We start from the raw sequence: 21869 nt of genomic DNA, 5'->3' as shown, positions 1-21869 counted from the left end.
TTTACCGCATTGGCCCTCAGTTGGTTCCCGAGGTCTGGGCCGGAGCTTGGGCCGGCGCCTGGGCCTGGGCGTCGCCGGCCCCGGCGGTCAGCGGCTTGTCGACCACGTGCAGCAGGCCGCTGCCGGTGCGCACGTCCGCCTGGACGATCGTGGCGCCGTCGGCCTTCAGCGCGCCGGCCTCGTCGCTGCCGTCCAGCAGGATCTGGTCGCCGGCGCCCGACGGCACCGGGCCCCGCGCGCCCTGGATCTTCGAGGAATCGACCGGGGCGTTGATCACGTGGTGCAGCAGGAACTTCTGCATCGCGGTCTTGTCGGTCTTGAGCTTCTCGAGCTCGGCGGCCGGCAGGGTCGCGAACGCCGCGTCGCTGGGCGCGAAGACGGTCAGGTTCTTGTTGGTCTTCAGCAGACCGGTCAGGTTCGTGGCGTCGAGGCCCTGGATGAAGGTGGTGAACTTGCCCGAGGCCTTCAGCGTCTCGACCAGGTCGCCGGCGGGGGTGACCTGGACGGCGGCGGCGTCCGACGCCGGAGCCGCAGCGGCGGGGGCGGCGGCCTCGCTCTGGGCCGGCGCGGCGTCCTGCGCGAAGGCGGGGGCGGAAAGGCCCGTGACCAGGGCGAGCGCGGCGGCGGCGGAAAGCAGGCTGTTGGACGTCATCGAGAAACCTCGTCTTTGCATTGGACGTGCGGCGCCGCACCGGCGCCCCGGGGCGTATCGGCGCAGTCTACGCACGGGGGTGTGACGGGTTTCCCCGCCTCACGGCTTCTTGTAGGGCGCCGTGGCGCGGGACGAAAAATCCGCGTGACGGGCGCCGTGTCAAGGCCGCGGCGGACGCGACCCGGCTGCGATTCCTGCACAGAAATCGGGCGCCGATGGGGCGAGGCGCCCAAGGCGAAGGCGCATTCCGCCTTCTTCGCCCCCCGCGGCCCCCGATCCGCCTGCCCTGCCCCGCCTGCGACATAGCGTCGGTCCGACCGCCGCCCAGGGGATGGGTCAAGTCAGCGGCGGTTTCGAACAACGAGAGGGGTGGGCCCGCCCTCAGGGTCGGACGCGGGAGCGACGGATGAAACTCATCATGGCGATCGTCAAACCCTTCAAGCTGGACGACGTGCGCGAAGCGCTCGTCGCCGCCGGCGTGGAGGGGCTGACGGTCTCGGAAGTCAAAGGCTACGGCCGTCAGAAGGGGCAGACCGAGATCTATCGGGGCGCCGAGTACCAGATCAATTTCCTGCCGAAGGTGAAGCTCGAGGCCGTCGTCGACGACGCGGCGGCGGGCAAGGCCGTCGAGGCCATCAAGGCCGCGGCCGCCACCGGCAAGATCGGCGACGGGAAGATCTTCGTCCTCGACGTCGCGGAGGCCGTGCGCATCCGGACGGGCGAGACCGGCGCCGCGGCGCTCTAAGGGGACAAGGGGACAGACACTCATGAAATTGCTGGGATTCAATAGGCTGGCCGGGCTCGCGCTCGCCGCCCTGATCACGGGAGCGCCCCTGGCCGCGCCCGCCTTCGCGCAGGAGACCGCGCCGGCCGCCGCCGAGGCGCCGGCCACGGCTGCGCCCGCGCCTGAAGCGGCCGCGCCGCCCCCGGCCGCGGAGCCGACCGAGGCCGCCGCGGCAGCCGAGGAGACCCCCACCGCCGACAGCGGCGACACCGCCTGGCTGCTGACCTCCACCGCGCTGGTGCTGGCCATGACCGTTCCAGGCCTGGCGCTGTTCTACGGCGGCATGGTCCGGCGCAAGAACGTGATCGCCACGGTCGCCCAGTGCTTCGCGATCACCGCGGTGATCAGCGTCGTCTGGATGGTGCTGGGCTATTCCCTCGCCTTCTCCGAGAACCCGTCGGCGGATCTCAACGCCTATGTCGGCGGGTTCGGCGCGGCCATGCTGAACGGCATCGGCATCGACGACGTGTCGGGCAGCATTCCGCAGTACCTGTTCGTCGTCTTCCAGATGACCTTCGCGATCATCACGCCCGCCCTGATCGTCGGCGCGTTCGCCGAGCGGATGAAGTTCTCGGCCATGCTGCTGTTCATGATCCTGTGGTCGCTGGTGGTCTACGCGCCGGTCTGCCACTGGGTGTGGGGCGGCGGCTTCATGTCCGAGCACGGCGTCCTCGACTTCGCCGGCGGCACGGTGGTGCACATCAACGCCGGCGTCGCGGGCCTCGTCTGCGCGCTCGTCCTCGGCAAGCGCAAGGGCTACGGGACCGACAACATGGCGCCGCACAACCTCGTGCTGACCATGATCGGCGCCAGCCTCCTGTGGGTCGGCTGGTTCGGCTTCAACGCCGGCTCGGCCGTGGCCGCCAACGGCCTTGCGGCGGTGGCCATGCTGAACACCCAGGTCGCCACGGCGGCCGCGGCGGTGGCCTGGATGATCATCGAGTGGGTCGAGCGTAAGAAGCCCGGCATGCTGGGCCTGGCCTCGGGGGCGGTGGCGGGCCTCGTGGCCATCACGCCGGCCGCGGGCTTCGTGAACCCGCAGGGCGCGCTGATCATCGGCCTCGTCGGCGGCGCCGCGGCCTACGCCGGCGCGGTCTGGATCAAGCGGGCCCTCAAGTACGACGACAGCCTCGATGTCTTCGGCGTCCACGGGGTCGCGGGCATCGCCGGCGCCCTGCTGACGGGCCTGCTGGCCGACGCCGCCATCGGCGGCGACGCGGCGGCGAACGCCAGCCTCGGCGCGCAGTTCTTCGGCATCATCGGCACCGTCGTCTGGTGCGCCGTGGCCACCTTCGTGATCCTGATGATCCTCAAGTTCACGCTGGGCCTGCGCGTCAGCGAGGAGGCGGAGGTCGACGGTCTCGACATCTCGCAGCACGGCGAAGCACTGCACGAGACCTGATCCGCTCCGGGGGAGAGGCGTCGCCTCGCGGCGGCGTCTTCGGGGTGGCGCGGGGGTCCTTCGGGGCCCCCGCTTCCGTTTGGGCGGTCAGGCCGCGTCCGGCGAGGGGCCGCCGAGCCGGCAGCGGACGACCCACCAGTCCGGCGCCAGGGCCTGCAGCCGCTCGGCCAGGCTCTCGGCCTCGATGTCGCCGGCGCACAGGGCGAAGCAGGTGCCGCCCGAGCCGGACACGCGCGCCAGCAGGGTCTCGGGCTCGGCGCGCAGGGTCTCCAGCGCCGCGCCGACCGCCGGTGCGACGGCGAGCGCCGGGGCCTCCAGATCGTTGCGCTGGCCGGCCAGCCAGGCGGCGACCTCCTGGGGACTCTCGAACGCTTCGGGCGCTGCGGGCGGCTCCACGGACCCGAAGGCGCCGGCCGCGTCGAAGCGCCGGTAGACGTCGGCAGTGGAGACGGGCGCGCCCGGATTGACCAGCACCGCGTCGAGGACCGGCATGGCCGGCGCGGGCGAAAGACGCTCGCCCCGCCCCTGGGCGAGTGCGGGACGTCCCCAGAGGCAGGCGGCGCCGTCCGCCCCGAGGCTAGCTGCCACGGCTTCCAGCCGCGCGTCGGAAACGTCGAGCGCCAGCGCCTCGCGCATCAGCCGCAAGGCCGCGCCGGCGTCGCTGGAGCCGCCGCCCAGGCCGCTGGCCACCGGCAGGCGCTTCTCCAGGCGCAGCGCGATCGGTGGAACCGGCCGGCGCGCCTCGGCGATCAGCGCGCGAGCGGCGCGCAGGACGAGGTTGTCGCCCTCCCCCGCCAGCTCGCGGGCGAACGGCCCGTCCACCACGAGATCCAGGGCGTCGGCCCCGGCCGCGCTGACCCGGTCGCCCACGTCGGCGAACGTCATCAGGCTGCAGATCGGGTGGTAGCCCGAGGGCTCCGGCGCGCCCACGTGCAGGAAGAGGTTGACCTTGGCCGGCGCGAAGACGGCGGGCACCCTACTGTCCGGCGAGCTTCGGCGCCTGCGGCCCAAGGCCCGAGGCCAGCTTGGCCTCGGCGTCGGCCTGGATCTTGGCGTCCGGCTTCAGCGTCAGGACGCGCCGCCATTGGAAGACCGCCTCGTCCTTGCGCCCCGCCATCCAGTAGGCGTCGCCGAGGTGGTTGTTGATCTCGGGATCGCCGGCCTCGAGCTCGACGGCCTGCTCCAGCTTCTCGACGGCGGCCTTGTAGTCGCCCATCCGGTAGTGGGCCCACCCCAGGCTGTCGATCATCGCCCCCGAGCGCGGGTTGGAGGCGACCGCCTTCTCGACCATCGCCATGGCCTCCTCGAGCCGCTCGCCGCGATCGATCCAGGAATAACCCAGGAAGTTCAGCAGCTCGGGCTCGTCCGGCCGCAGCTTGAGCGCCGCCTGCAGGTCGGCCTCGGCGTCCTTCCAGCGGTCCATCTGCGCCAGGGCCGCGCCGCGGGCGTAGTAGAGGCGCCAGTCCGGCGTGGCGGACTCCGCGATCAGCTCGCCCAGCAACTGGACGGATTCGGCGTATTCGCCGTTGGCCCGCAGGAGGTCCGACAGGGTGAGGCGCGCGTCGGGATCGCCCGTCGCGGCGGCCGCCCGGGCGAGTTTCAGCGCCGTCTCCGTCCGGTCCTCGCTCTGATAGCTCCAGGCGAGCTTGGCCTGGGCCGCGCCGTACTCCGGGGACCCGGGCTTGGGCCGGGCATAGGCGGCGCGGGCGCCCTCGACGTCGCCGCCGCTCTGCAGGAAGTCGCCGACCATCAACCAGGCGTCGTTCCGGCCGGGATCGAGGCGCAGCGCCAGCCGCAGGTAGGCGAGGCCGATCTGGCCTTGACGCGCCGCGATCATGGTCGCCGCCGGCGCCAGCATCGCGAGAGCCGCGCCTTCCTTCACCGTCGGGGCCGCGGGGGCGGACCGGCCGGCGGCCGCCCGCTCGCGCGCCGCCTGGAGCTGCAGGCTGCCGGGGGTCCGCTGAAGCGCCGCGTCGTACAGCTTCACCGCCTCGGCCCGGCGGCCGCGGCGCTCGAGGAAGCCGCCATAGGCCAGCACCGTCAGCTCGGACGGCGTCTCCCCGGCGGTCACAGCCTTGAAGTCGGTCTCGGCCTCGTCGAAGCGGCGGGCGCGCTCGAAGAGATAGGCCTGGCCGAGCTGGCCGAAGAAGTCGACGCTGAGGTCGCCCCGCACCTGCGGGCGGACCAGGGAGGCCTCGACGTCGCCCGCCTGGGCGGCGGCCCAGGGCGCCAGCAGCGCCGCCGCGCCGCGGTGCGGGAAGCCGATGGCCTCGCCGGAAAGCTGTTCGTAGGCCAGCCGGCCCTTGCCGTCGGCGATGGCCTCGACGGCCTGCACCAGCCGGCCCATGCGCCTGGCGGGCTCGGAGGCGGCGGGCCCGTCGGGGGCGAGCTCGGCGGCCTTGTCGATGTCACCGGCCAGCAGGGCGGCGGTGAACGCCCGCTCGGCCACCGCGGCTTCGTCGCCGCTGCGGGCGCGGGCCATCTCCAGGAACCGGGCGGCCTCGTCGCTGCGCCCCTCGTTCAGCGCGGCGTTGCCCGCCAGGAACATGCCGTAGGCCGTGTCGGCCGCCGCGGTGGGCACGCCCGGCAGGTCGTCGGCAGGCGGCGTGGTCGCGCAGGCCCCGAGGAGCACCAGCGGGGCGGCGAAGGCGAGAAGGCGATGACGCATGTCGGGAGCTTGGGGGCTCCCGACCGGGGCCGCAAGAGCGGCGGCGTCACATGTTGGGGTAATTCGGCCCGTCCCCGCCCTGGGGCGTGGTCCAGTCGATGTTCTGCGACGGATCCTTGATGTCGCAGGTCTTGCAGTGGACGCAGTTCTGGAAGTTGATCTGGAACTTCGGGTTCTGGCCCGCCTCGTCGTACAGCACCTCGTAGACCCCCGCCGGGCAGTAAAGCCGCGCCGGCTCGCCGAACTTCGGCAGGTTCACGTCGATCGGCACCGAGGGATCGCGCAGCTTCAGGTGCGCCGGCTGGCTCTCGTCGTGGTTGGTGTTCGACAGGAAGACCGACGACAGCTTGTCGAACGACAGGACGCCGTCCGGCTTCGGATAGACGATCGGCTGGTAGTCCTTGGCCAGGCCCGTGGACTCCGGATCGCCCTTGTCGTGGCGCAGGGTGCCGAAGAACGAGAAGCCGCCCAGCAGGTGGGTGGTCCACATGTCGAACATGCCGACCGCCCCGCCCATGGCGGTGCCGAACTTCGACAGCATCGGCTTGGCGTTGCGGACGATGTTCAGCTCCTTCTTCACCCAGGAGCTGTCGAAGGCCTGCTTGTACTCGGCGAGCTCGTCACCCGAGCGGCCGGCCTGGAGGGCGGCGAACGCGGCCTCGGCGGCCATCATCCCGCTCTTCATGGCGTTGTGGCTGCCCTTGATGCGGGGGACGTTCACGAAGCCGGCGGAATCGCCCAGCAGCACGCCGCCCGGGAAGTAGAGCTTCGGGATCGACTGCAGGCCGCCCTCGCTGATGGCGCGCGCGCCATAGGCGATGCGCTTGCCGCCGGCCAGGTGCTTGGCCACTTCCGGATGGTGCTTCCAGCGCTGGAACTCGTCGAAGGGCGAGAGCCAGGGGTTCTTGTAGTTGAGGTGCACCACGTAGCCGAGGGCGATGTAGTTGTCCCCGAAGTGGTACATGAAGCTGCCGCCGCCGGTGCGGTTGTCGAGCGGCCAGCCCGTGGTGTGGACCGCCAGGCCCGGCTTGAACACCTCGTCGGGAACCTGCCACAGCTCCTTGATGCCGATGCCGTACTTCTCGGGATCGGCGTCCTTGCAGAGGCCGTACTTCGCCTTCAGCACCTTGGCGAGCGAGCCGCGGACGCCCTCGCCGATGAAGACGTACTTGCCCAGCACCTCGACGCCGGGCTGGTAGTCGGGACCGGGGCCGTCCTTGGTCACGCCGAACACGCCGGCCACCACGCCCCTCAGCTCGCCGTTCGGGCCGAACACCGGCTCGGAGGCGGCCATGCCGGGGTAGACCTCGACGCCCAGGCCCTCCGCCTGCTGGGCGAGCCAGCGGCAGACGTTCCCCAGGCTGGCGATGTAGTTGCCGTGGTTGTTCATGAAGGGCGGCATCGCCCACATCGGCAGGTCCAGGCTGCCCTGCGGCCCCAGCAGGATGAACTGGTCCTTGGTCACCGGAGTCTCGAGCGGCGCGCCCAGCTCCTTCCAGTTCGGCAGCAGCTCGGAGATCCCCTTGGGGTCGATCACCGCGCCCGACAGGATGTGGGCGCCGACTTCCGAGCCCTTCTCCAGCACCGCGACGGAAACGTCCGTCCCCGCCTCGGCGGCGAGTTGCTTGAGCCGGATCGCGGCGGCCAGGCCCGACGGCCCGGCGCCCACGATGACGACGTCGTACTCCATGGCCTCGCGTTCGACGTCTTCGCTCATGGCGCCTGGCTCCTCATCCCCTCGCGGCGCGGCCGGGTCCCCTCGCCCGCCTGTCCGCCGCCTTGTATCGCGGCGTCTTATCGGGATGTCACCCAAGGGTGGTCAAGCGCCAAGCCCGCTCCAGCGCTAGGGTTTTGCGCCCCCGCGCGGCTAAGCTGGCCGCATGAGACCTGTTTGCTACGCCCTCGCCGCCGCCGTCCTCGGGCTCGGCCTGACCGCTCCCGCCGGCGCCGCCGAGCCCCACGACGCCTTCTTCGCGGCCCTGAAGGCCATGTGCGGCAAGAGCTATACCGGCCGCATGGCCTCGGACGATCCCGCCGATACGGCCTTCCGCGCGCCGGTGACCCTGCGGGTCCGAGACTGCACCGCCGACACGGTCCGCATGCCTGTGCAGGTGGGCGAGGACCGCTCCCGCACCTGGGTCGTCACCCGCGCGCCCGAAGGCCTGACCCTGAAGCACGACCACCGCCACGCCGACGGCTCCGAGGACACGGTCAGCCGGTACGGGGGGACGACGACGGCCGCGGGAACGGCGCGCCGGCAGGACTTTCCCGCCGACGCCTTCTCGCGCGAGCTGTTCCAGCGCGAGGGCATACCAGCCTCGATGGCCAACGTCTGGTCGATGGAGATCGAGCCCGGCCGGACCTTCGCCTACGAGCTGAACCGGCCGGGACGGCATTTCCGGCTGGAGTTCGACCTGACGGCGGGAAAGTAGGGCCCGGCGACGCCAACCGGGGCTGACAACCGGCTCCGACCCGGTGAAAAGGAACCGATGCCTCCGGCCGCCCCATCAGACGCGCTGATCGCCGAAAGCCTGCTCGCCTTCTGGGCCGAGGCGGGCGTCGACGGCATGCTGCTGGACGAGCCGTTCGACCGCATCGAGGCCGGCAAGATCCTGCCGCCGAAGCCCGCCCCCCCGCTTGTCGCGCCGGCCGTGCGGCCCGGGCCGGTCGCCTCGCCGCAGCCCGACGTCTCGGCGGCGATCGCCCAGGCCCAGGCGCTGGCCGCGCAGGCCCAGGACATGGACGCCCTGGCCGCGGCCATCGCGGCGTTCGAGGGTTGCCCGCTGCGGTTCGAGGGCGCCGCCAGCAAGGCGGTGTGCTGGCGCGGCGAGCCGTCGGCGCCGCTGATGGTAATCGGCGAGGGTCCCGGCGCCGAGGAGGACTCCCAGGGGCTGCCGTTCGTCGGACGCGCCGGGAAGCTGCTCGACCGGATGCTGGGCGCCGCCGGCCTGACCGGCCGGGCTCTGATCACCAACACCGTCTTCTGGCGGCCGCCGGGCAACCGGACCCCCTCGCCCCACGAACAGTTGATCTGCGCTCCGTTCCTCGAGCGGGCGATCGCCCTGACCCAGCCCCGCATGCTGCTGCTGGTGGGCGGGGCCTCGGCCAAGAGCCTGCTGAAGAAGGACGAGGGCATCCTCTCGCTGCGGGGCCGCTGGTTCGAGTGGCGATCCAGCGACGGCGCCCTGGAGCTGCCGGCCATGCCGACGCTGCACCCGGCCTTCCTGCTTCGCCAGCCCGGCGCCAAGAAGCGCGCCTGGAGCGACCTTTTGACCTTGGCCGAAAGGCTTGATCGTCCCGACCGCCCTGCCTAGCGTGGCTGCTTCGGTCTCGGGATAAGGGTCCCGCGGGCAGGCTGCAGAAGACGGCCGTCCCCGCGGCGGAGTTGGCATGACGCCCATAAAGCGCCTGTGCATGGGGGCCGCCGCCCTCTCGATCCTTGCAGCCTCCGCAGGCGCCGCCGCGGCCGAATCGCCGAGGCCGCTCTCGGACCGCGACGCGCGGGCCTACGCCGCCGCCTTCGCCGCCGCCGACCAGGGCGACTTCGTGGGCGCTCAGATCGCCGCCGCGGGGATCAAGGACAATTCCCTGCTGGGCTACCTGTCCTTCCGCCAGCTGATGCACCCGACCGCGCACAAGGCCAGCTTCGAGGAGCTGTCCGGCTGGCTGTCGAAGTTCCGGGACCTGCCGCTGGCCGACCGCGTCTTTTCGCTCGCCGCCAAGCGCAAGCCCAGCGGCGCCGAGGCCCCGCCTGCGCCGGACGTCGGCCCCGACCCCAACGCCGAGTCGGCCCGCAAGGCGCGCGAGGCCTACTATTCCGGCGAGCCGCAGAAGGCCTTCCTGCTGGCCGCGGCTGCCGGCGAGCGCTGGATCGCGGGCCTTTCGGCCTATCGGCTGAAGAACTTTCCCGAGGCCGAGGTCCACTTCGCCGACCTTGCTCGCGACGAGGACGAGGATTCCTGGCTGCGCTCGGCCGCGGCTTTCTGGGCCGCCAGGTCGGCGGAGGCCCTGGGCGATGCGGTGACGGCCCAGACCTTCCTGCGGCTCGCGGCGCAGGCGCCGGAGACCTTCTACGGCATGATCGCCGAGCGGCGGGTGCAGCTCGTCCAGGCGCAGGCGCCGACCGGCCAGATCGTGCTGGCCAGCTATCGCGCGCCGCCGCCGGCGCCGAAGGCCGATCCCGCGCACCTGCTGGCCTCGCAGCCGCGGGCCCACCGCGCCGCCGCGCTCGTCCAGATCGGCCGGTTCGAGGAGGCCCGCCAGGAGATCCGCGCCGGCCTCGCCGCCGCCGCCCCCGACGAGCGCCGCGCCTGGAACCGGCTTGCGGCCGACCTGCGCCTGGGCCGGGCTGCGGCCGAGAAGCCGACGCCGGGCTATCGGATCCTCGGCAGCGACTATCCCGTGCCGGCGCTGGAGCCGAAATGGGGTTTCACCGTCGACCGGGCCCTGGTCTACGCCCTGGTCTGGCAGGAGAGCCGGTTCAATCCGCAGGCCGTCTCGCCGGCGGGCGCTATCGGCCTGATGCAGCTGATGCCCGAGACGGCCGCCCGGGCCGCCGGGGACGACAAGCTGAAGAAGGACGCCAGCCCGCTCTTCGACCCGGCATTCAACCTGCGGGTCGGGCAGGACTACCTCACCTGGCTGATGGAACGCGGCGTCGGCTACGACCTGCTGCGGACGGTGGCGGCGTATAACGGCGGGCCGGGTGCGGTGATGAAGGCCGCCGCCAACGCGGGCGACGACGATCCCCTGCTGCTGATCGAGTCGCTGCCGGCCCAGGAAACCCGCGCCTACGTCGAGAAGGTGCTGGCCGCCTACTGGACCTACAAGCGCATGTTCGGCGAGGAGGCGCGGTCCCTCGACGCCCTCGCCTCGGGCGCCCGGACGATCGACGCGCGGCTCGACCTACCCGATGCGCGGGGGCCGCAGCCCGAGCTTACGGCGAAGACGATCCAGGTCGGGCTCCTGAAGGCTGACTACGCGGGCGCGCTCGACTAGCACCCCGAACGGCGCGGAGCTGAACAGGCCGCCGCGGACCAGTCCCACGACCACCGCCCCCGGCCCGCCCGCCGCGACGTGCGCGCCCAGCGCCTCGACCCAGCCGTCGCGCAGCCGCAGGGCCGCCGGCAGGACCAGGACGAGGTCGGACTTCGCCCAGGCGAGCGCCGGCTCGATCCCGTCGGCCGCCTCGGCCCCCATGTCCTCGCAGAGGGCGACGATCGTCTCGGAGTGCGGGGCCACGATGAACACCTCCCGCACCAGCCCCTCGACGGCGCCACGGGTGAGCTGGGCCAGCAGGGCCGGCAGGGCGTCGGGGTCCTGCCGCGCATCGACGATCACGGAAAGCATGGCCGGACAAGCGCCGCGGAACCCCGCGCCGTCAATGTGGTTCTTGTTTTGTTCCCCGCGAAACACTAGAAGGAGGCGGTGACCACCTTCACTCAGCAGATCCGCGGGCGCGGCGCCCGCTCCAACGCCACCGGCCGCTACGAGAGCCAGGTCCGCGAGGCGTTCGACGACGGCTGGACCGCCGAGGACGCCGAGCCGGCGCAGCTCGCCACCGAGCTGACCGCCGAGACCGCCAAGGTCATCATCACCCGCAACGACAGCCCGGACGTCGGCTTCTCGGCCTCGATCAATCCCTACCGGGGGTGCGAGCACGGCTGCATCTACTGCTACGCCCGGCCGGCGCACGCCTACATGGGCCTCTCGCCCGGCCTCGACTTCGAATCCAAGCTGTTCTTCAAGCCCGAGGCGGCGCGCCTGCTCGAGGCCGAGCTGTCGAAGCCGCGCTACCGGCCCGAGTTCATCCACATCGGCGGCAACACCGACCCCTACCAGCCGCAGGAACGGCGGCTGCGGATCACCCGCCAGGTGATCGAGGTGCTGGACCGCTTCAACCATCCCTTCTCGATCATCACCAAGTCGGCGCTGATCCTGCGCGACCTAGACCTGCTGGCCTCGATGGCGGCGCGGAACCTGACCCGCGTGGCGATCTCGGTGACCAGCCTCGACCGGCGGCTGTCACGCTCGATGGAGCCGCGCGCCGCCGCGCCCGACAAGCGCATCGAGGCGATCCGCCGGCTGACCGGCGCGGGCGTGCCGGTGACGGTGATGTTCGCCCCCTGCATTCCGGGGCTGAACGACCATGAGATGGAGGCGGTGCTGGAGCGCGCCGCCGAGGCGGGAGCCAGCGGGGCCGGCTATGTCGCGCTGCGCCTGCCGCTGGAGATCAAGGACCTGTTCCGCGAGTGGCTGGAGACCGACCATCCCGACCGTGCGCGCAAGGTCATGTCGCTGGTCCGCCAGATGCGCGGGGGCAAGGACTACGACGCCCAGTGGGGCAAGCGGATGCGCGGCGAAGGCCCGATCGGCGAGCTGATGAACGCCCGCTTCAAGGCGGCTCAGAAGCGCTACGGCCTCACCCAGCGCTGGGGCGAACTGGACGTCTTCCGGTTCCGGGTTCCGCCGAAGGCCGGCGACCAGATCGACCTGTTCGGCGCCTAGAGCGCCTCGGCCACGAAGGTGCGGCGGGGCGGCGGACCCAGCCGCCCCTCGCCCGCCATCCGCACGATCCGCAGGAAGTGCGGGCACTCCATCGGACTGGGCGCCGGGCAGGCGGCGGCGTGGCGCAGGCCCTCACGCATGGCGGTCAGCCGGCGGATGACGTCGTCCAGCGCCTCGGCCTTGGCGGTCAGGCGCGCGCGGTCGATGCGGGGGCTCCCGTCCGGCGCGAACATCTCCACGATCTCGTCCAGCGAGAACCCCGCCGCCCGGCCGAGGGCGATCAGCGACAGCCGCTCCAGCACCGAGGGCTCGAACAGCCTGCGCAGGCCCCGCCGGCCCACCGAGGCGATCAGCCCCTTCTCCTCGTAGAACCGCAGGGTCGAGGCGGGCACGCCCGACCGCCGCGCCACCTCTGCGATGTCCAGTTCGGCCATGGGGGTTGACCTCAAGTCAGCTTGAACTTGCACACTGCGCCGCACGAACCCTCGAGGGCAAGCCGAAGGAGCCTCCCAATGTCAGCAACCGCCGCCCCGAACCGGGACCAGGCCGTCCTGTGGAACGAGGCCAACGGCCGCACGTGGGTCGAGCTGCAGTCCGTGCTGGACCGGATGCTCGCGCCCTTCGCCAGCATCGTCGTGGACGAGGCCTTCCCGGGCGCTGGCGGGCGCGTCACCGACATCGGCTGCGGCGCGGGGGCGACCACCCTGGCCATGGCCCGAAGGCTGGGTCCGGGCGGCCTGGCGCTGGGCGTCGACATCTCGGGGCCCCTGGTCGCCGCCGCAGCCGAACGCGCGAGGGCCGAGCGCCTGGAGAACGCCGCCTTCGTGCAGGCCGACGCCCAGACCTACGCCTTCGACGAGGCGGGGTTCGACGCAGTGATGTCGCGGTTCGGGGTGATGTTCTTCGAGGACCCGGAGGCCGCCTTCGCCAACATCCGGCGCGGCGTGCGGTCCGGCGGCAAGCTCGCCTTCGTGGCCTGGCGCAGTCCCGCCGAGAACCCGTTCATGACCACGGCCATGCGCGCTGCTGCGCCGTTCCTGCCGCCCCTGCCGACGCCCGAGCCGGGCGCGCCGGGCCAGTTCGGGTTCGCGGACGGCGAGCGCGTCCGGCGCATCCTCGAGGCCAGCGGGTGGACCGGGGTGGAGGTGCGGCCCATCGACGTGCCCGCCTCGGTCGCCGAGGCGGACCTGAAGACCTACGTCGCCCGCATGGGCCCGGTAGGCGCGGCGATGCGAGAGCTGCCCGAGGCGGACCGTGCGCGGATCGTCGAAGCGTTGCAGACGGCCTATGCGCCCTTCATCGAGGATGGAGAGGCCCGCTTCACGGCCGCCTGCTGGCTGGTGACAGCGCGGGCCTAGAGCGCCGGCTGCGTCGCGAGCGCCCTCGCCGCCTCGGCCGCGATCTCGAACGAGCGGACGCGGGCGGCGTGATCGTAGATCTGGGCCGTGACGATGATCTCGTCGGGCCGGTGGGCGGCCACGAAGTCGCGCAGGCCGTTCCGCACGGTCTCGGGCCCGCCGACCACGGCCTTGGCGAGCGCGCCCTGCTCTGCCGGCGAGATGCCCGAGGCGGCCAGCCGCTGGTCCATGTCGTCCACGGGCGGCGGCAGGGGCGTGGGCCGCCCCGTCCGCAGGTTCAGGAAAGCCTGCTGCAGCGAAGTGAACAGCCGCCGCGCCTCGGCGTCGGTCTCGGCGGCCACGACGTTCAGGCCGAGCATCAGGTAGGGCTTCTCCAGCCGCTCGGAGGGGCGGAAGTTCGCCCGGTAGACGGCGATCGCCTGCTCCATCATGGCCGGGGCGAAATGCGAGGCGAAGGCGTAGGGCAGCCCCAGGATCGCGGCCAGTTCCGCGCCGAAGGTGCTGGACCCCAGCATCCACACCGGCACGTCGAGGCCCGCGCCCGGCACGGCGCGGACCGCCTGGTTCGGCTGGGCCGGCTGGAAGTAGGCCATCAGCTCGACCACGTCCTGCGGGAAGCGGTCGACGTCGCCCACGAGGGTGCGCCGCAGGGCCCGGGCGGTCATCTGGTCGGTGCCCGGCGCGCGGCCGACGCCCAGGTCGATGCGGCCGGGGAACAGGCTGGCCAGGGTGCCGAACTGTTCGGCGATCACCAGCGGCGCATGGTTGGGCAGCATGATGCCGCCCGCCCCTACCCGGATGGTGCTGGTGCCGGCGGCCACGTGGCCGATGACCACCGCGGTCGCGGCCGAGGCGACGCCCGGCATGTTGTGGTGCTCGGCGAGCCAGAAGCGGCGATAGCCCAGGCGCTCGGCGTGGCGGGCCAGGTCCAGGCTGTTGCGGAACGACTGGGCGGCGTCCGAGCCTTCCAGGATCGGCGAGAGGTCGAGGACGGAAAGGGGAACCATGCCGCCAATATGGGCCCCGCTCACCGCTGGAACACCCCCACAAGTTCTATGTGCGGGGACCAGAGGAACTGGTCCACCGGCAGGACCCGCTCCAGCCTGAAGCCGGCGTCGATCAGGGTCCGCGCATCGCGGGCGAAGGTGGCCGGGTTGCAGGAGACGCCGATCACCCGCGCCACCTGCGAGCGGGCGAGCTCGGCGGTCTGCTCGGCCGCCCCGGCGCGGGGCGGGTCGAAGACGGCGACGTCGGTCTTCTTGAGCTCCTCGGCCAGGACGGGACGCCGGACGAGGTCGCGGGCCTCGGCGGTCACGCCCTTCAGCCCCGGCGCGCCGGCCAGGGCCGCCGTGAGCGCCTGAACGGCCTCGGCTGCGAAGTCGGCGGCGTGGACCGGGGCGACCTCGGCCAGGCGGAAGGTGAACGTGCCCACCCCGCAGTAGAGGTCGGCGATGCGCGAAGCGCCGGCCGCCGCGCCGGCGACGAACTCGGCCATGGCCGCCTCGGCGTCGCGGGTCGCCTGCAGGAAGGCGCCGGGCGGCAGGCTGACGACCGCCGGGCCCAGGCGGACCTGGGGGCTGCGGGCCATGTAGGCGACCTCCCCGGCCAGGGTGACGCGGGCGAAGTCGGCCTCGGCGGCCCGCTCGGCGAGCTGCATCCTGGCGTCGCCCGAAAGGCCGCCGCTCTTGGCCTCGACGCCGGTGATGTCGATGTCGAGCCCGGTGTCGCTGAGCGTCACGTGCAGCGACGGGGCCGACTTGGGATGCTCGAACAGGGGCGCGGCGAGCCGCTTCAGCGCCGGAATGGCGGCCTGGATGGCGGGCTCGGAGATCGGGCAGACGGCGATGTCCACCAGGTCCCAGGACTTGCGCGCCTTGTAGCCGAGGCGGGCGGCATCCCGGCTCCCGCGGCGGGCGTGCAGGGTCACGCGGCGGCGCGTGCCCGGTCCCGTGGCGTAGGGCGTCAGGATCTGCGTCTCGATGTGCTGGCGCGCCAGGGTCGTGCGCAGCCGGTCGGCCTTCCAGGCGAGGTACGGCGCCTGCGCCCAGTGCTGCAGCGCGCAGCCGCCGCAGGCGAAGAAGTGCGGGCACGGCGGCTCGACCCGTTCGCGGCTGGCCGCCAGCACCTCCAGCAGTTCCCGGCGGTCGCCCCGGCCCTGCACCCGGACGCGCTCGCCCGGCAGGGTGAACGGCACGAAGATAGGCCCGGCGGCCACGCCGTCGCCCTCCCCGCCCATGGTCTCGATGGCAAGCTCCACCGGCGGGCCGGACGGCGGTTTGGGGTTGGGGCGGCGCGGACGCGGTCTCATGAGTCTCCCTTGGGGGCTCCTTGGACGGGCGCCGCACTTAAGCCCAGATGAACGAAGATGAACGAGTTTCTCAACATCCGTTCAGCTTGCGCAGCGCAGCTTGCGGCGTGACGGGGGCCAGAGGCCCTTCGCGCGAGATTCGAGAGAGGGGATCACAATGTCCAAGCGTGTCACCATCGCCGCGCTGGCCGGGCTCGTGGCGCTGGGCGCCGGCGCGGCCGCCCAGGCCCAGCCCTACGGCTACTACGGCATGGGCAGCGGCGGCTATCAGTACGACGCCTGCAAGCGAGAGAAGACCAACCGCGGCACCGTGGGCGCCCTGCTGGGCGGGACCATCGGCGCGGTGATCGGTTCTAACGCCGCCGCCCGCAACGCCCGCACCGAGGGCTCGCTGCTGGGCGGCCTGGCCGGGGCCGCCATCGGCGCCGGGGTCGGCAATTCGAGCGCGGCCTGCACCTCGCTGCCGCCGCCCCCGCCGCCGCCTCCCCCGTCGTCCGGCGCGGCCTACTATCCGCCGAGCGACGAGCGCTACTACAGCCGGGACGACTACGCCGACCGCGACGACTACGCCTACGACCGGCGGGGCGACCGCTACCGCCTGGCCGACCGCGGCGCCGACGCCGACGGCTGCACCCTGGCCGAGAGCCCGATCTACATGCCCGACGGCCGCACCCAGACCCGCTTCGTGCGCGTCTGCCGCGACGCCTCCGGCCGCTACGCCGTCGTCGACTAGTTCAGTAACCCCAAGCGTACCCGTGGGCCGCCTGCTCCCCGGCAGGCGGCCTTTCTTTTGGCGGCCTATCTCTTCGCCCAGATGAGGAATTCGCGGTTGCCGTCGCCGCCGGCGATGGGGCTCTCGGCCGCATCGCGCACCGTCCAGCCGGCCCCGGCGAGGAAGCCCTTCACATCCTCCAGGGCGCGGGCGCGGGCGTCGGGGTCGGAGACGATGCCGCCCTTGCCGACGTGCTCGCGGCCGACCTCGAACTGCGGCTTCACCAGGGCGATGAGGTCGGCCCCCTCGCCTGCCAGAGCGAGCGCCGCCGGCAGGGCCTTGGCCAGGCCGATGAAGCTGACGTCGGTGACGATCAGGCCCGGCGGCTGCGGGATCAGGGCGGCGGTGAGGTCGCGGGCGTCGGTGGCCTCGAGGCTCGTCACCCGGGGATCGGCGGCGAGCCTCGGGTGGAGCTGGCCGCGGCCGACGTCCACCGCATAGACCCGCGCCGCGCCCCGGCTGAGCGCCACCTCGGTGAAGCCGCCGGTGGAGGCGCCCACATCCAGGACGACGCGGCCAGCCACCGCCACCGGCCAGAGGTCCAGGGCGTGGACCAGCTTGAGCGCGCCGCGGCCCACCCAGGGATGCGCCGGCGCGGCGGCAATGGCCGCCGTCTCGTCCAGCATCTCCGAGGCTTTGCCGACCGTGCGTCCGTCCGCCGTCACCCCGCCCGCCTCGATGGCGGCGCGGGCCTTGGCGCGGCTCTCGAAGAGACCGCGCTCGACCAGCAGGACGTCGGCCCGCTTCCTCAGGCGGGCTCTTCCACGAAGAGCTTCTTCAGCTCGTTCTTCAGGATCTTGCCGTTCGGGTTGCGCGGCAGGGTCTCACGCCAGAACTTCACCGCCACCGGCACCTTGAAGGCGGCCAGCCGCTCGGCGACGTGGGCCCGGAGCTCGTCCTCGCTCGCCTCGGCGCCCGGCTTCAGGGTGACCACCGCGGCGGGCTCCTCGCCCAGCGTCCGGTGCGGCACGCCGACGACGGCCGCGTCCATCACCGCCGGATGGTCGTAGAGGACGTTCTCCACCTCCACGCAGTAGATGTTCTCGCCGCCCCGGATCAGCATGTCCTTGGCGCGGTCGATGATGAAGCAGAAGCCCTCCTCGTCCATGCGGGCGAGGTCGCCGGTGCGGACCCAGCCGTCGACGAAGGTCTGGGCGGTTGCCTCGGGCTTGTTCCAGTAGCCCTTGCAGTTCATCGGCCCGAACGACCACAGCTCGCCAACCTCGCCCGGCGGCAGCACGGTCTTGCCGTCGTTCGGGTCGCGGATCTGGATCTCGGCGACGGCGGCGGCGACGCCGCAGCTGTCGGGACGGTTCACGTAGTCCTCGGCCCCGTTCGAGGTGACGGTGGCGCAGGTCTCGGTCATGCCCCAGCCCTGGCCGGGCTGCGACTTCGGGAAGGCCTCGCGCAGGCGACGCACCAGCTCGGGCGCCGACGGCGCGCCGCCGTACGAGACGCTCTCCAGCGACGACAGGTCGTAGTTGGCGCGGGCCGGGTGCTCGATGAGCTGCCAGGCGATGGTCGGCACGCCCCCGGCCAGCATGATCTTCTCGCGCTCGATCAGCTCGAAGGCGCGGATCACGTCCCACTTGTACATCATCACCAGCTTGCCGCCGGAGAAGAGCGTGGGGTTCAGCACGGCGAAGCAGCCGGTGACGTGGAAGAACGGCACCGAGATCAGGGCCGAGCGCTGCGGCGCCTCCGGATCGGGCGCCGGCGGCATCTCGCCCCGCCGCAGGAAGCTGCGCGCGCCGGCGGCCGCCGCGGTCAGGATGTTGGAGTTCACCGCCCGCTGGGTCGCGAGCGCGCCCTTCGGCTTACCCGTGGTGCCGGAGGTGTAGAAGATCGTGGCGTCGTCCTCGGGTCCGATCTCGACGGCCGGCAGCGGCTGGTCGGGCAGCTTCGCCCAATCGTTCGGCTCGCCCAGGACCTCGAACAGCTTGGCCACGTGCGGATGGGCGATCTCGTCCACCTCGCGGCTGACGTAGACGCGCTTCAGCTCGGGGCAGTTGTGCAGGTGCTCGGTCATGCGCTCGTAGCGCTCGGCGTCCATCACCGCGACCTTGGCGCCGGAATCGGTCAGGCCGTACTCCAGCTCGGGGCCGGTCCACCAGGCGTTCAGCGGCGTCACGACCGCCCCCACCGAGGCGGCGGCGTAGAACGCCATCACCCATTCGGGCAGGTTGCGCATGATCACGGCGACCCGGTCGCCCTTGCCGACGCCCTGCGCCTGCAGTTCGCGCGCGAAGGCCGAGACCGCCCGGTAGAACGCCTCGAAGCTGACCCGCTCGTCCTCGTAGACCAGGAAGATCTTCTCGCCGTGGGCCCGGGAGGCCTCCACGACCGCCCGCAGCGACGGCGGCAGGTGCTTCCAGACCTTGGTCTTGACGCCCCGGATGTCGATCTCCTCGACCTCCAGCGGGGTCCCCGGCTGGGTCATCAGGGCGTGGGCCTGGGCGATGGACATGGCGGGCCAGCCGGGCGGCAGCGCGGGCTCGGACATTCGGCGTTTCTCCTAGAGCCTGTCCCGGTCGGCATGGGGCATGCCGAACCGGAAGGGTCGCGCGCAGGTGTCATCGCCTGCGCGTCGTCTCAAGTGAACAACCATAACCCAGCGCCGGAGGCAAACCGACGACGCTGGTTTTTTCAGCCGGCGGCGGTCAGCCTGGCGAGCGCGCCCTCGAGCTTGGCCTTGGCCGCCTCGGCCTCGGCGAGCCGCTCGCGGTTCTCCTCGACCACCTCCTCGGGGGCGCGGGCCACGAAGTCAGGGTTGGCGAGCTTCTTCGAGGTCTTCTCGATGTCCCCCGTCAGGCTCGCGACCTCCTTGGCCAGGCGCGCGCGCTCGGCCGCCAGATCAATGAACTCGGCCACCGGCAGGGCCAGCGTCGCCCCGTCCACCACGTAGGGGATCGCGCCCTCGGGCGCGGCGTCCACGAAGCGAACCTCGGCCACCCGCAGCAGCTGGGCGATCAGCGGCGTGCTGGCCTCGAGCACCCGGCGCTGCTCGGCGGAGGTCTCAACGACCAGCAGCGGCGGCCGGGCCGACGGCGGGACATTCAGCTCGGCGCGGACCGAGCGGCCCTCGGAGATGGCCTCGATGATCAGGCCGATCTCGGCGTCGGCGGCCGGGTCGATCAGGCTGTCGGAAAGTTCGGGCCAGCGGGCGGTCATCAGGAAGCCGTCCTGCCCGCCCGGGGCATCTTCCCGCGACGCTCCAAGGTCGGCGGTCTGGCCCCACAGCTCCTCGGTGATGAACGGCATGACCGGGTGCAGCAGCTTCAGGATCACGTCCAGCACCCAGGCGGCGGTCGCCTGGGTCTCGGCCTTGGCCGCGGCGTCCTCGCCGTTCAGCAGCGGCTTGGCGAGCTCGACGTACCAGTCGCAGAACCGGTTCCAGATGAAGCGGTAGAGCTGCGTCGCGGCCTCGTCGAACCCGCAATCGGCCAGGGCGTCGGTCACCGCACGCGCGGTCCGGGCCGTCTCGCCGACGATCCAGCGGTTCAGCGGCGCCTGCACGGCCGCCGGGTCGAAGCCCTCGGCCCGGGCGCAGCCGTTCATCTGGCAGAAGCGCGTGGCGTTCCACAGCTTCGTACCGAAATTCCTATACCCTTCAATGCGCTGCTTCGAGAGCTTGATGTCCCGCGCCTGGCCCGACATGGCGGTGAGCGTGAAGCGCAGGGCGTCGGCCCCGAACTCGTCCACCAGCTCCAGGGGGTCCATGACGTTGCCCTTGGACTTGGACATCTTGGCCCCGGTCGCGTCGCGCACCAGGGCGTTGATGAACACCCGCTGGAACGGGACCTGCCCCGTGAAGTGCAGGCCCTGCATCATCATCCGGGCGACCCAGAAGAAGATGATGTCGAACCCGGTCACCAGGGTGTGGGTCGGATAGAAGCGGGCGAGGTCCTCGGTCTGCTCGGGCCAGCCCATGGTCGAGAACGGCCACAGCCCCGACGAGAACCAGGTGTCGAGGACGTCCTCGTCCTGGCGCAGGTCCACGTCGCGGCCGTAGAGCTCGGCGGCCTGGCGGCGGGCCTCGGCCTCGCTCTCGGCGACGAACACCTTGCCGTCCGGCCCGTACCAGGCCGGGATACGGTGGCCCCACCACAGCTGGCGCGAGATGCACCACGGCTGGATGTTCCGCATCCACTCGAAGTAGGTCTTCTCCCAGGCCTTGGGCACGAAGACCGTGTCGCCCTGCTCCACGGCCTTGATCGCGGGCTTGGCCAGGACCTCGGCGTTCACGTACCACTGGTCGGTCAGATAGGGCTCGACCACGACGCCCGAGCGGTCGCCGTGCGGGACGACGTGGCGGGTCTTCTCGATCCCGCGCAGCAGGCCCAGCGCTTCGAACTCCTCGACCACCTTCTTGCGGGCGGCGAAGCGGTCCAGGCCCCGGTACTCGGGCGGGACGTTGTCGTTCAGCCGCGCGAAGTCGTCGAAGACGTTGATCATCGGCAGGTTGTGGCGCTTGCCGACGGCGAAGTCGTTGAAGTCGTGCGCAGGCGTGATCTTCACCGCGCCCGAGCCCTTCTCGGGGTCCGGGTACTCGTCGGCGATGATCGGGATCGGCCGGTTCACGATCGGCAGGCGCACGGCCTTGCCGACCAGGTGCGTGTAGCGCTCGTCGCTCGGATGCACCGCCACGGCGGTGTCGCCCAGCATGGTCTCCGGGCGCGTGGTGGCGACGACGATCTCGCCCGAGCCTTCCTCCAGCGGATAGGCGAAGTGCCAGTAGTGGCCGTCAACCTCGCGCGGCTCGACCTCCAGGTCGGAGATCGCGGTCTGGAAGTGCGGGTCCCAGTTCACCAGCCGCTTGTCGCGGTAGATGAGCTTCTCCCGGTAGAGCTGGACGAACACCTTGCGGACGGCGGCCGAGAGGCCCTCGTCCAGGGTGAAGCGCTCGCGGCTCCAGTCGCAGGAGGCGCCCAGCCGGCGCAGCTGGTTGACGATGGTCCCACCCGACTTGGCCTTCCACTCCCAGACCTTCTCGACGAAGGCCTCGCGACCCATGTCGCGCCGGCTCTGGTTGCCCTCCTGGGCGAGCTGGCGCTCGACGACCATCTGGGTGGCGATGCCGGCGTGGTCGGTGCCGGGCAGCCACAGGGCCGCCTTGCCGCGCATCCGCTCGAAGCGGATCAGCACGTCCTGCAGGGTGTTGTTCAGCGCGTGGCCGATGTGCAGCGAGCCCGTCACGTTCGGCGGCGGGATGACGATGCTGAACGGCTCGGCGGCCGGATCGTCGGTCGGCGCGAAGCCGCCCGAGGCCTCCCAGGCGGCGTAGAGGCGCGGTTCGGCGGTCTTGGGGTCGAAGGTCTTTTCAAGCATGGCGATGTCCGGAGCGGTCCTTACACACCCGCTCACCCCCGCGAAAGCGGGGATCCACGCCCAGCTTCAGGAAGGCCCGGCCGGCCCGGG

The 21869-nt window shown here is 72.0% G+C and carries 19 protein-coding genes; 8 read left to right on the top strand and 11 right to left on the bottom strand.

Annotated elements, in window-relative coordinates:
• Nucleotides 1–16: 16 nt before the first annotated feature.
• On the bottom strand, nucleotides 17–652 hold the full coding sequence (locus PHZ_RS07495; RefSeq protein ID WP_012521920.1) for a fasciclin domain-containing protein: 636 nt from the start codon (nucleotides 650–652) through the stop codon (nucleotides 17–19).
• A 406-nt stretch (nucleotides 653–1058) separates the two neighbouring features.
• Between PHZ_RS07495 and PHZ_RS07490 the strand changes: the two genes are divergently transcribed.
• Both PHZ_RS07490 and PHZ_RS07485 read left to right on the top strand, forming a co-directional pair.
• Nucleotides 1059–1397 carry a P-II family nitrogen regulator gene (locus PHZ_RS07490; RefSeq protein WP_012521919.1) on the top strand — a complete coding sequence of 113 codons (339 nt, stop codon included), beginning with the start codon at nucleotides 1059–1061 and terminating at the stop codon, nucleotides 1395–1397.
• 22 nt (nucleotides 1398–1419) lie between these two features.
• Nucleotides 1420–2838 (top strand): ammonium transporter, encoded by a 1419-nt coding sequence (locus tag PHZ_RS07485; RefSeq protein WP_041373321.1) that lies wholly within the window; start codon nucleotides 1420–1422, stop codon nucleotides 2836–2838.
• Nucleotides 2839–2925: 87 nt separating this feature from the next.
• Here PHZ_RS07485 and PHZ_RS07480 read toward each other — a convergent pair whose 3' ends face one another.
• The 3 genes from PHZ_RS07480 to PHZ_RS07470 are packed head-to-tail and all read right to left on the bottom strand — an operon-like array spanning nucleotide 2926 to nucleotide 7223.
• Nucleotides 2926–3813: a 4-(cytidine 5'-diphospho)-2-C-methyl-D-erythritol kinase gene (locus PHZ_RS07480; protein ID WP_041373320.1), complete on the bottom strand. Its 888-nt coding sequence runs from the start codon at nucleotides 3811–3813 to the stop codon at nucleotides 2926–2928.
• A gap of 1 nt (nucleotide 3814) precedes the next feature.
• On the bottom strand, nucleotides 3815–5506 hold the full coding sequence (locus PHZ_RS07475) for a tetratricopeptide repeat protein (RefSeq protein WP_012521916.1): 1692 nt from the start codon (nucleotides 5504–5506) through the stop codon (nucleotides 3815–3817).
• Between the two features lie 46 nt (nucleotides 5507–5552).
• Entirely contained in the window at nucleotides 5553–7223 is a 1671-nt protein-coding gene (locus PHZ_RS07470; protein WP_012521915.1) for an electron transfer flavoprotein-ubiquinone oxidoreductase, read from the bottom strand.
• Nucleotides 7224–7386: 163 nt separating this feature from the next.
• On the opposite strand from PHZ_RS07470, the gene PHZ_RS07465 reads away from it, so the two are divergent.
• The 3 genes from PHZ_RS07465 (at nucleotide 7387) to PHZ_RS07455 (ending at nucleotide 10504) form a co-directional block, all read left to right on the top strand.
• On the top strand, nucleotides 7387–7938 hold the full coding sequence (locus PHZ_RS07465; RefSeq protein ID WP_012521914.1) for a hypothetical protein: 552 nt from the start codon (nucleotides 7387–7389) through the stop codon (nucleotides 7936–7938).
• Nucleotides 7939–7995: 57 nt separating this feature from the next.
• Complete coding sequence (locus PHZ_RS07460) at nucleotides 7996–8820, top strand: uracil-DNA glycosylase (RefSeq protein ID WP_012521913.1); 825 nt, start codon at nucleotides 7996–7998, stop codon at nucleotides 8818–8820.
• A 76-nt stretch (nucleotides 8821–8896) separates the two neighbouring features.
• Nucleotides 8897–10504: a lytic transglycosylase domain-containing protein gene (locus PHZ_RS07455; RefSeq protein WP_012521912.1), complete on the top strand. Its 1608-nt coding sequence runs from the start codon at nucleotides 8897–8899 to the stop codon at nucleotides 10502–10504.
• On the opposite strand, the gene PHZ_RS07450 is transcribed toward PHZ_RS07455, so the two are convergent.
• Nucleotides 10412–10855, bottom strand: a complete 444-nt coding sequence (locus PHZ_RS07450; protein ID WP_041373319.1) for a hypothetical protein — start codon at nucleotides 10853–10855, stop codon at nucleotides 10412–10414. The genes PHZ_RS07455 and PHZ_RS07450 overlap by 93 nt on opposite strands.
• A gap of 78 nt (nucleotides 10856–10933) precedes the next feature.
• On the opposite strand from PHZ_RS07450, the gene PHZ_RS07445 reads away from it, so the two are divergent.
• Nucleotides 10934–12013 carry a PA0069 family radical SAM protein gene (locus PHZ_RS07445; protein WP_012521910.1) on the top strand — a complete coding sequence of 360 codons (1080 nt, stop codon included), beginning with the start codon at nucleotides 10934–10936 and terminating at the stop codon, nucleotides 12011–12013.
• Here PHZ_RS07445 and PHZ_RS07440 read toward each other — a convergent pair.
• Nucleotides 12010–12447, bottom strand: coding sequence for a helix-turn-helix domain-containing protein (locus PHZ_RS07440; protein ID WP_012521909.1), 438 nt, complete (start codon nucleotides 12445–12447; stop codon nucleotides 12010–12012). The genes PHZ_RS07445 and PHZ_RS07440 overlap by 4 nt on opposite strands.
• A gap of 78 nt (nucleotides 12448–12525) precedes the next feature.
• Between PHZ_RS07440 and PHZ_RS07435 the strand changes: the two genes are divergently transcribed.
• The gene (locus PHZ_RS07435; RefSeq protein ID WP_012521908.1) at nucleotides 12526–13371 is read left to right on the top strand and encodes a class I SAM-dependent methyltransferase; all 846 of its coding nucleotides are present in this window, start codon (nucleotides 12526–12528) and stop codon (nucleotides 13369–13371) included.
• Here PHZ_RS07435 and PHZ_RS07430 read toward each other — a convergent pair.
• On the bottom strand, nucleotides 13368–14378 hold the full coding sequence (locus PHZ_RS07430; RefSeq protein ID WP_041373318.1) for an LLM class flavin-dependent oxidoreductase: 1011 nt from the start codon (nucleotides 14376–14378) through the stop codon (nucleotides 13368–13370). The two genes, PHZ_RS07435 and PHZ_RS07430, sit on opposite strands and share 4 nt — an antisense overlap.
• Before the next feature lie 20 nt (nucleotides 14379–14398).
• Nucleotides 14399–15679: a class I SAM-dependent RNA methyltransferase gene (locus PHZ_RS07425; RefSeq protein ID WP_083770852.1), complete on the bottom strand. Its 1281-nt coding sequence runs from the start codon at nucleotides 15677–15679 to the stop codon at nucleotides 14399–14401.
• A gap of 157 nt (nucleotides 15680–15836) precedes the next feature.
• On the opposite strand from PHZ_RS07425, the gene PHZ_RS07420 reads away from it, so the two are divergent.
• Nucleotides 15837–16412 (top strand): glycine zipper 2TM domain-containing protein, encoded by a 576-nt coding sequence (locus PHZ_RS07420; protein WP_041373317.1) that lies wholly within the window; start codon nucleotides 15837–15839, stop codon nucleotides 16410–16412.
• Nucleotides 16413–16477: 65 nt separating this feature from the next.
• Here the strand turns inward: PHZ_RS07420 and PHZ_RS07415 are convergent, their stop codons facing one another.
• The 3 genes from PHZ_RS07415 to PHZ_RS07405 all read right to left on the bottom strand — a co-directional run bounded on the left by PHZ_RS07415 (nucleotide 16478) and on the right by PHZ_RS07405 (nucleotide 21779).
• Nucleotides 16478–17203 (bottom strand): TlyA family RNA methyltransferase, encoded by a 726-nt coding sequence (locus tag PHZ_RS07415; protein ID WP_041373316.1) that lies wholly within the window; start codon nucleotides 17201–17203, stop codon nucleotides 16478–16480.
• Nucleotides 17200–18954: a class I adenylate-forming enzyme family protein gene (locus PHZ_RS07410; protein ID WP_012521903.1), complete on the bottom strand. Its 1755-nt coding sequence runs from the start codon at nucleotides 18952–18954 to the stop codon at nucleotides 17200–17202. The genes PHZ_RS07415 and PHZ_RS07410 overlap by 4 nt, the downstream gene beginning before the upstream one ends.
• Before the next feature lie 143 nt (nucleotides 18955–19097).
• A complete protein-coding gene (locus PHZ_RS07405; RefSeq protein ID WP_012521902.1) occupies nucleotides 19098–21779 on the bottom strand; it encodes a valine--tRNA ligase in 2682 nt (893 codons plus the stop codon).
• Nucleotides 21780–21869: the final 90 nt, after the last annotated feature.

Source organism: Phenylobacterium zucineum HLK1, assembly GCF_000017265.1.
GTDB classification, from domain to species: domain Bacteria; phylum Pseudomonadota; class Alphaproteobacteria; order Caulobacterales; family Caulobacteraceae; genus Phenylobacterium; species Phenylobacterium zucineum.
This window is presented reverse-complemented; position numbering and strand designations above follow the sequence as displayed.

Coding starts and splice junctions, on each gene's coding strand:
- PHZ_RS07495 (WP_012521920.1), bottom strand. CDS start 652: ATGACGTCCAACAGCCTGCTTTCCGCCGCCGCCGCGCTCGCCCTGGTC.
- PHZ_RS07490 (WP_012521919.1), top strand. CDS start 1,059: ATGAAACTCATCATGGCGATCGTCAAACCCTTCAAGCTGGACGACGTG.
- PHZ_RS07485 (WP_041373321.1), top strand. CDS start 1,420: ATGAAATTGCTGGGATTCAATAGGCTGGCCGGGCTCGCGCTCGCCGCC.
- PHZ_RS07475 (WP_012521916.1), bottom strand. CDS start 5,506: ATGCGTCATCGCCTTCTCGCCTTCGCCGCCCCGCTGGTGCTCCTCGGG.
- PHZ_RS07470 (WP_012521915.1), bottom strand. CDS start 7,223: ATGAGCGAAGACGTCGAACGCGAGGCCATGGAGTACGACGTCGTCATC.
- PHZ_RS07465 (WP_012521914.1), top strand. CDS start 7,387: ATGAGACCTGTTTGCTACGCCCTCGCCGCCGCCGTCCTCGGGCTCGGC.
- PHZ_RS07460 (WP_012521913.1), top strand. CDS start 7,996: ATGCCTCCGGCCGCCCCATCAGACGCGCTGATCGCCGAAAGCCTGCTC.
- PHZ_RS07455 (WP_012521912.1), top strand. CDS start 8,897: ATGACGCCCATAAAGCGCCTGTGCATGGGGGCCGCCGCCCTCTCGATC.
- PHZ_RS07450 (WP_041373319.1), bottom strand. CDS start 10,855: ATGCTTTCCGTGATCGTCGATGCGCGGCAGGACCCCGACGCCCTGCCG.
- PHZ_RS07440 (WP_012521909.1), bottom strand. CDS start 12,447: ATGGCCGAACTGGACATCGCAGAGGTGGCGCGGCGGTCGGGCGTGCCC.
- PHZ_RS07435 (WP_012521908.1), top strand. CDS start 12,526: ATGTCAGCAACCGCCGCCCCGAACCGGGACCAGGCCGTCCTGTGGAAC.
- PHZ_RS07430 (WP_041373318.1), bottom strand. CDS start 14,378: ATGGTTCCCCTTTCCGTCCTCGACCTCTCGCCGATCCTGGAAGGCTCG.
- PHZ_RS07425 (WP_083770852.1), bottom strand. CDS start 15,679: ATGAGACCGCGTCCGCGCCGCCCCAACCCCAAACCGCCGTCCGGCCCG.
- PHZ_RS07420 (WP_041373317.1), top strand. CDS start 15,837: ATGTCCAAGCGTGTCACCATCGCCGCGCTGGCCGGGCTCGTGGCGCTG.
- PHZ_RS07410 (WP_012521903.1), bottom strand. CDS start 18,954: ATGTCCGAGCCCGCGCTGCCGCCCGGCTGGCCCGCCATGTCCATCGCC.
- PHZ_RS07405 (WP_012521902.1), bottom strand. CDS start 21,779: ATGCTTGAAAAGACCTTCGACCCCAAGACCGCCGAACCGCGCCTCTAC.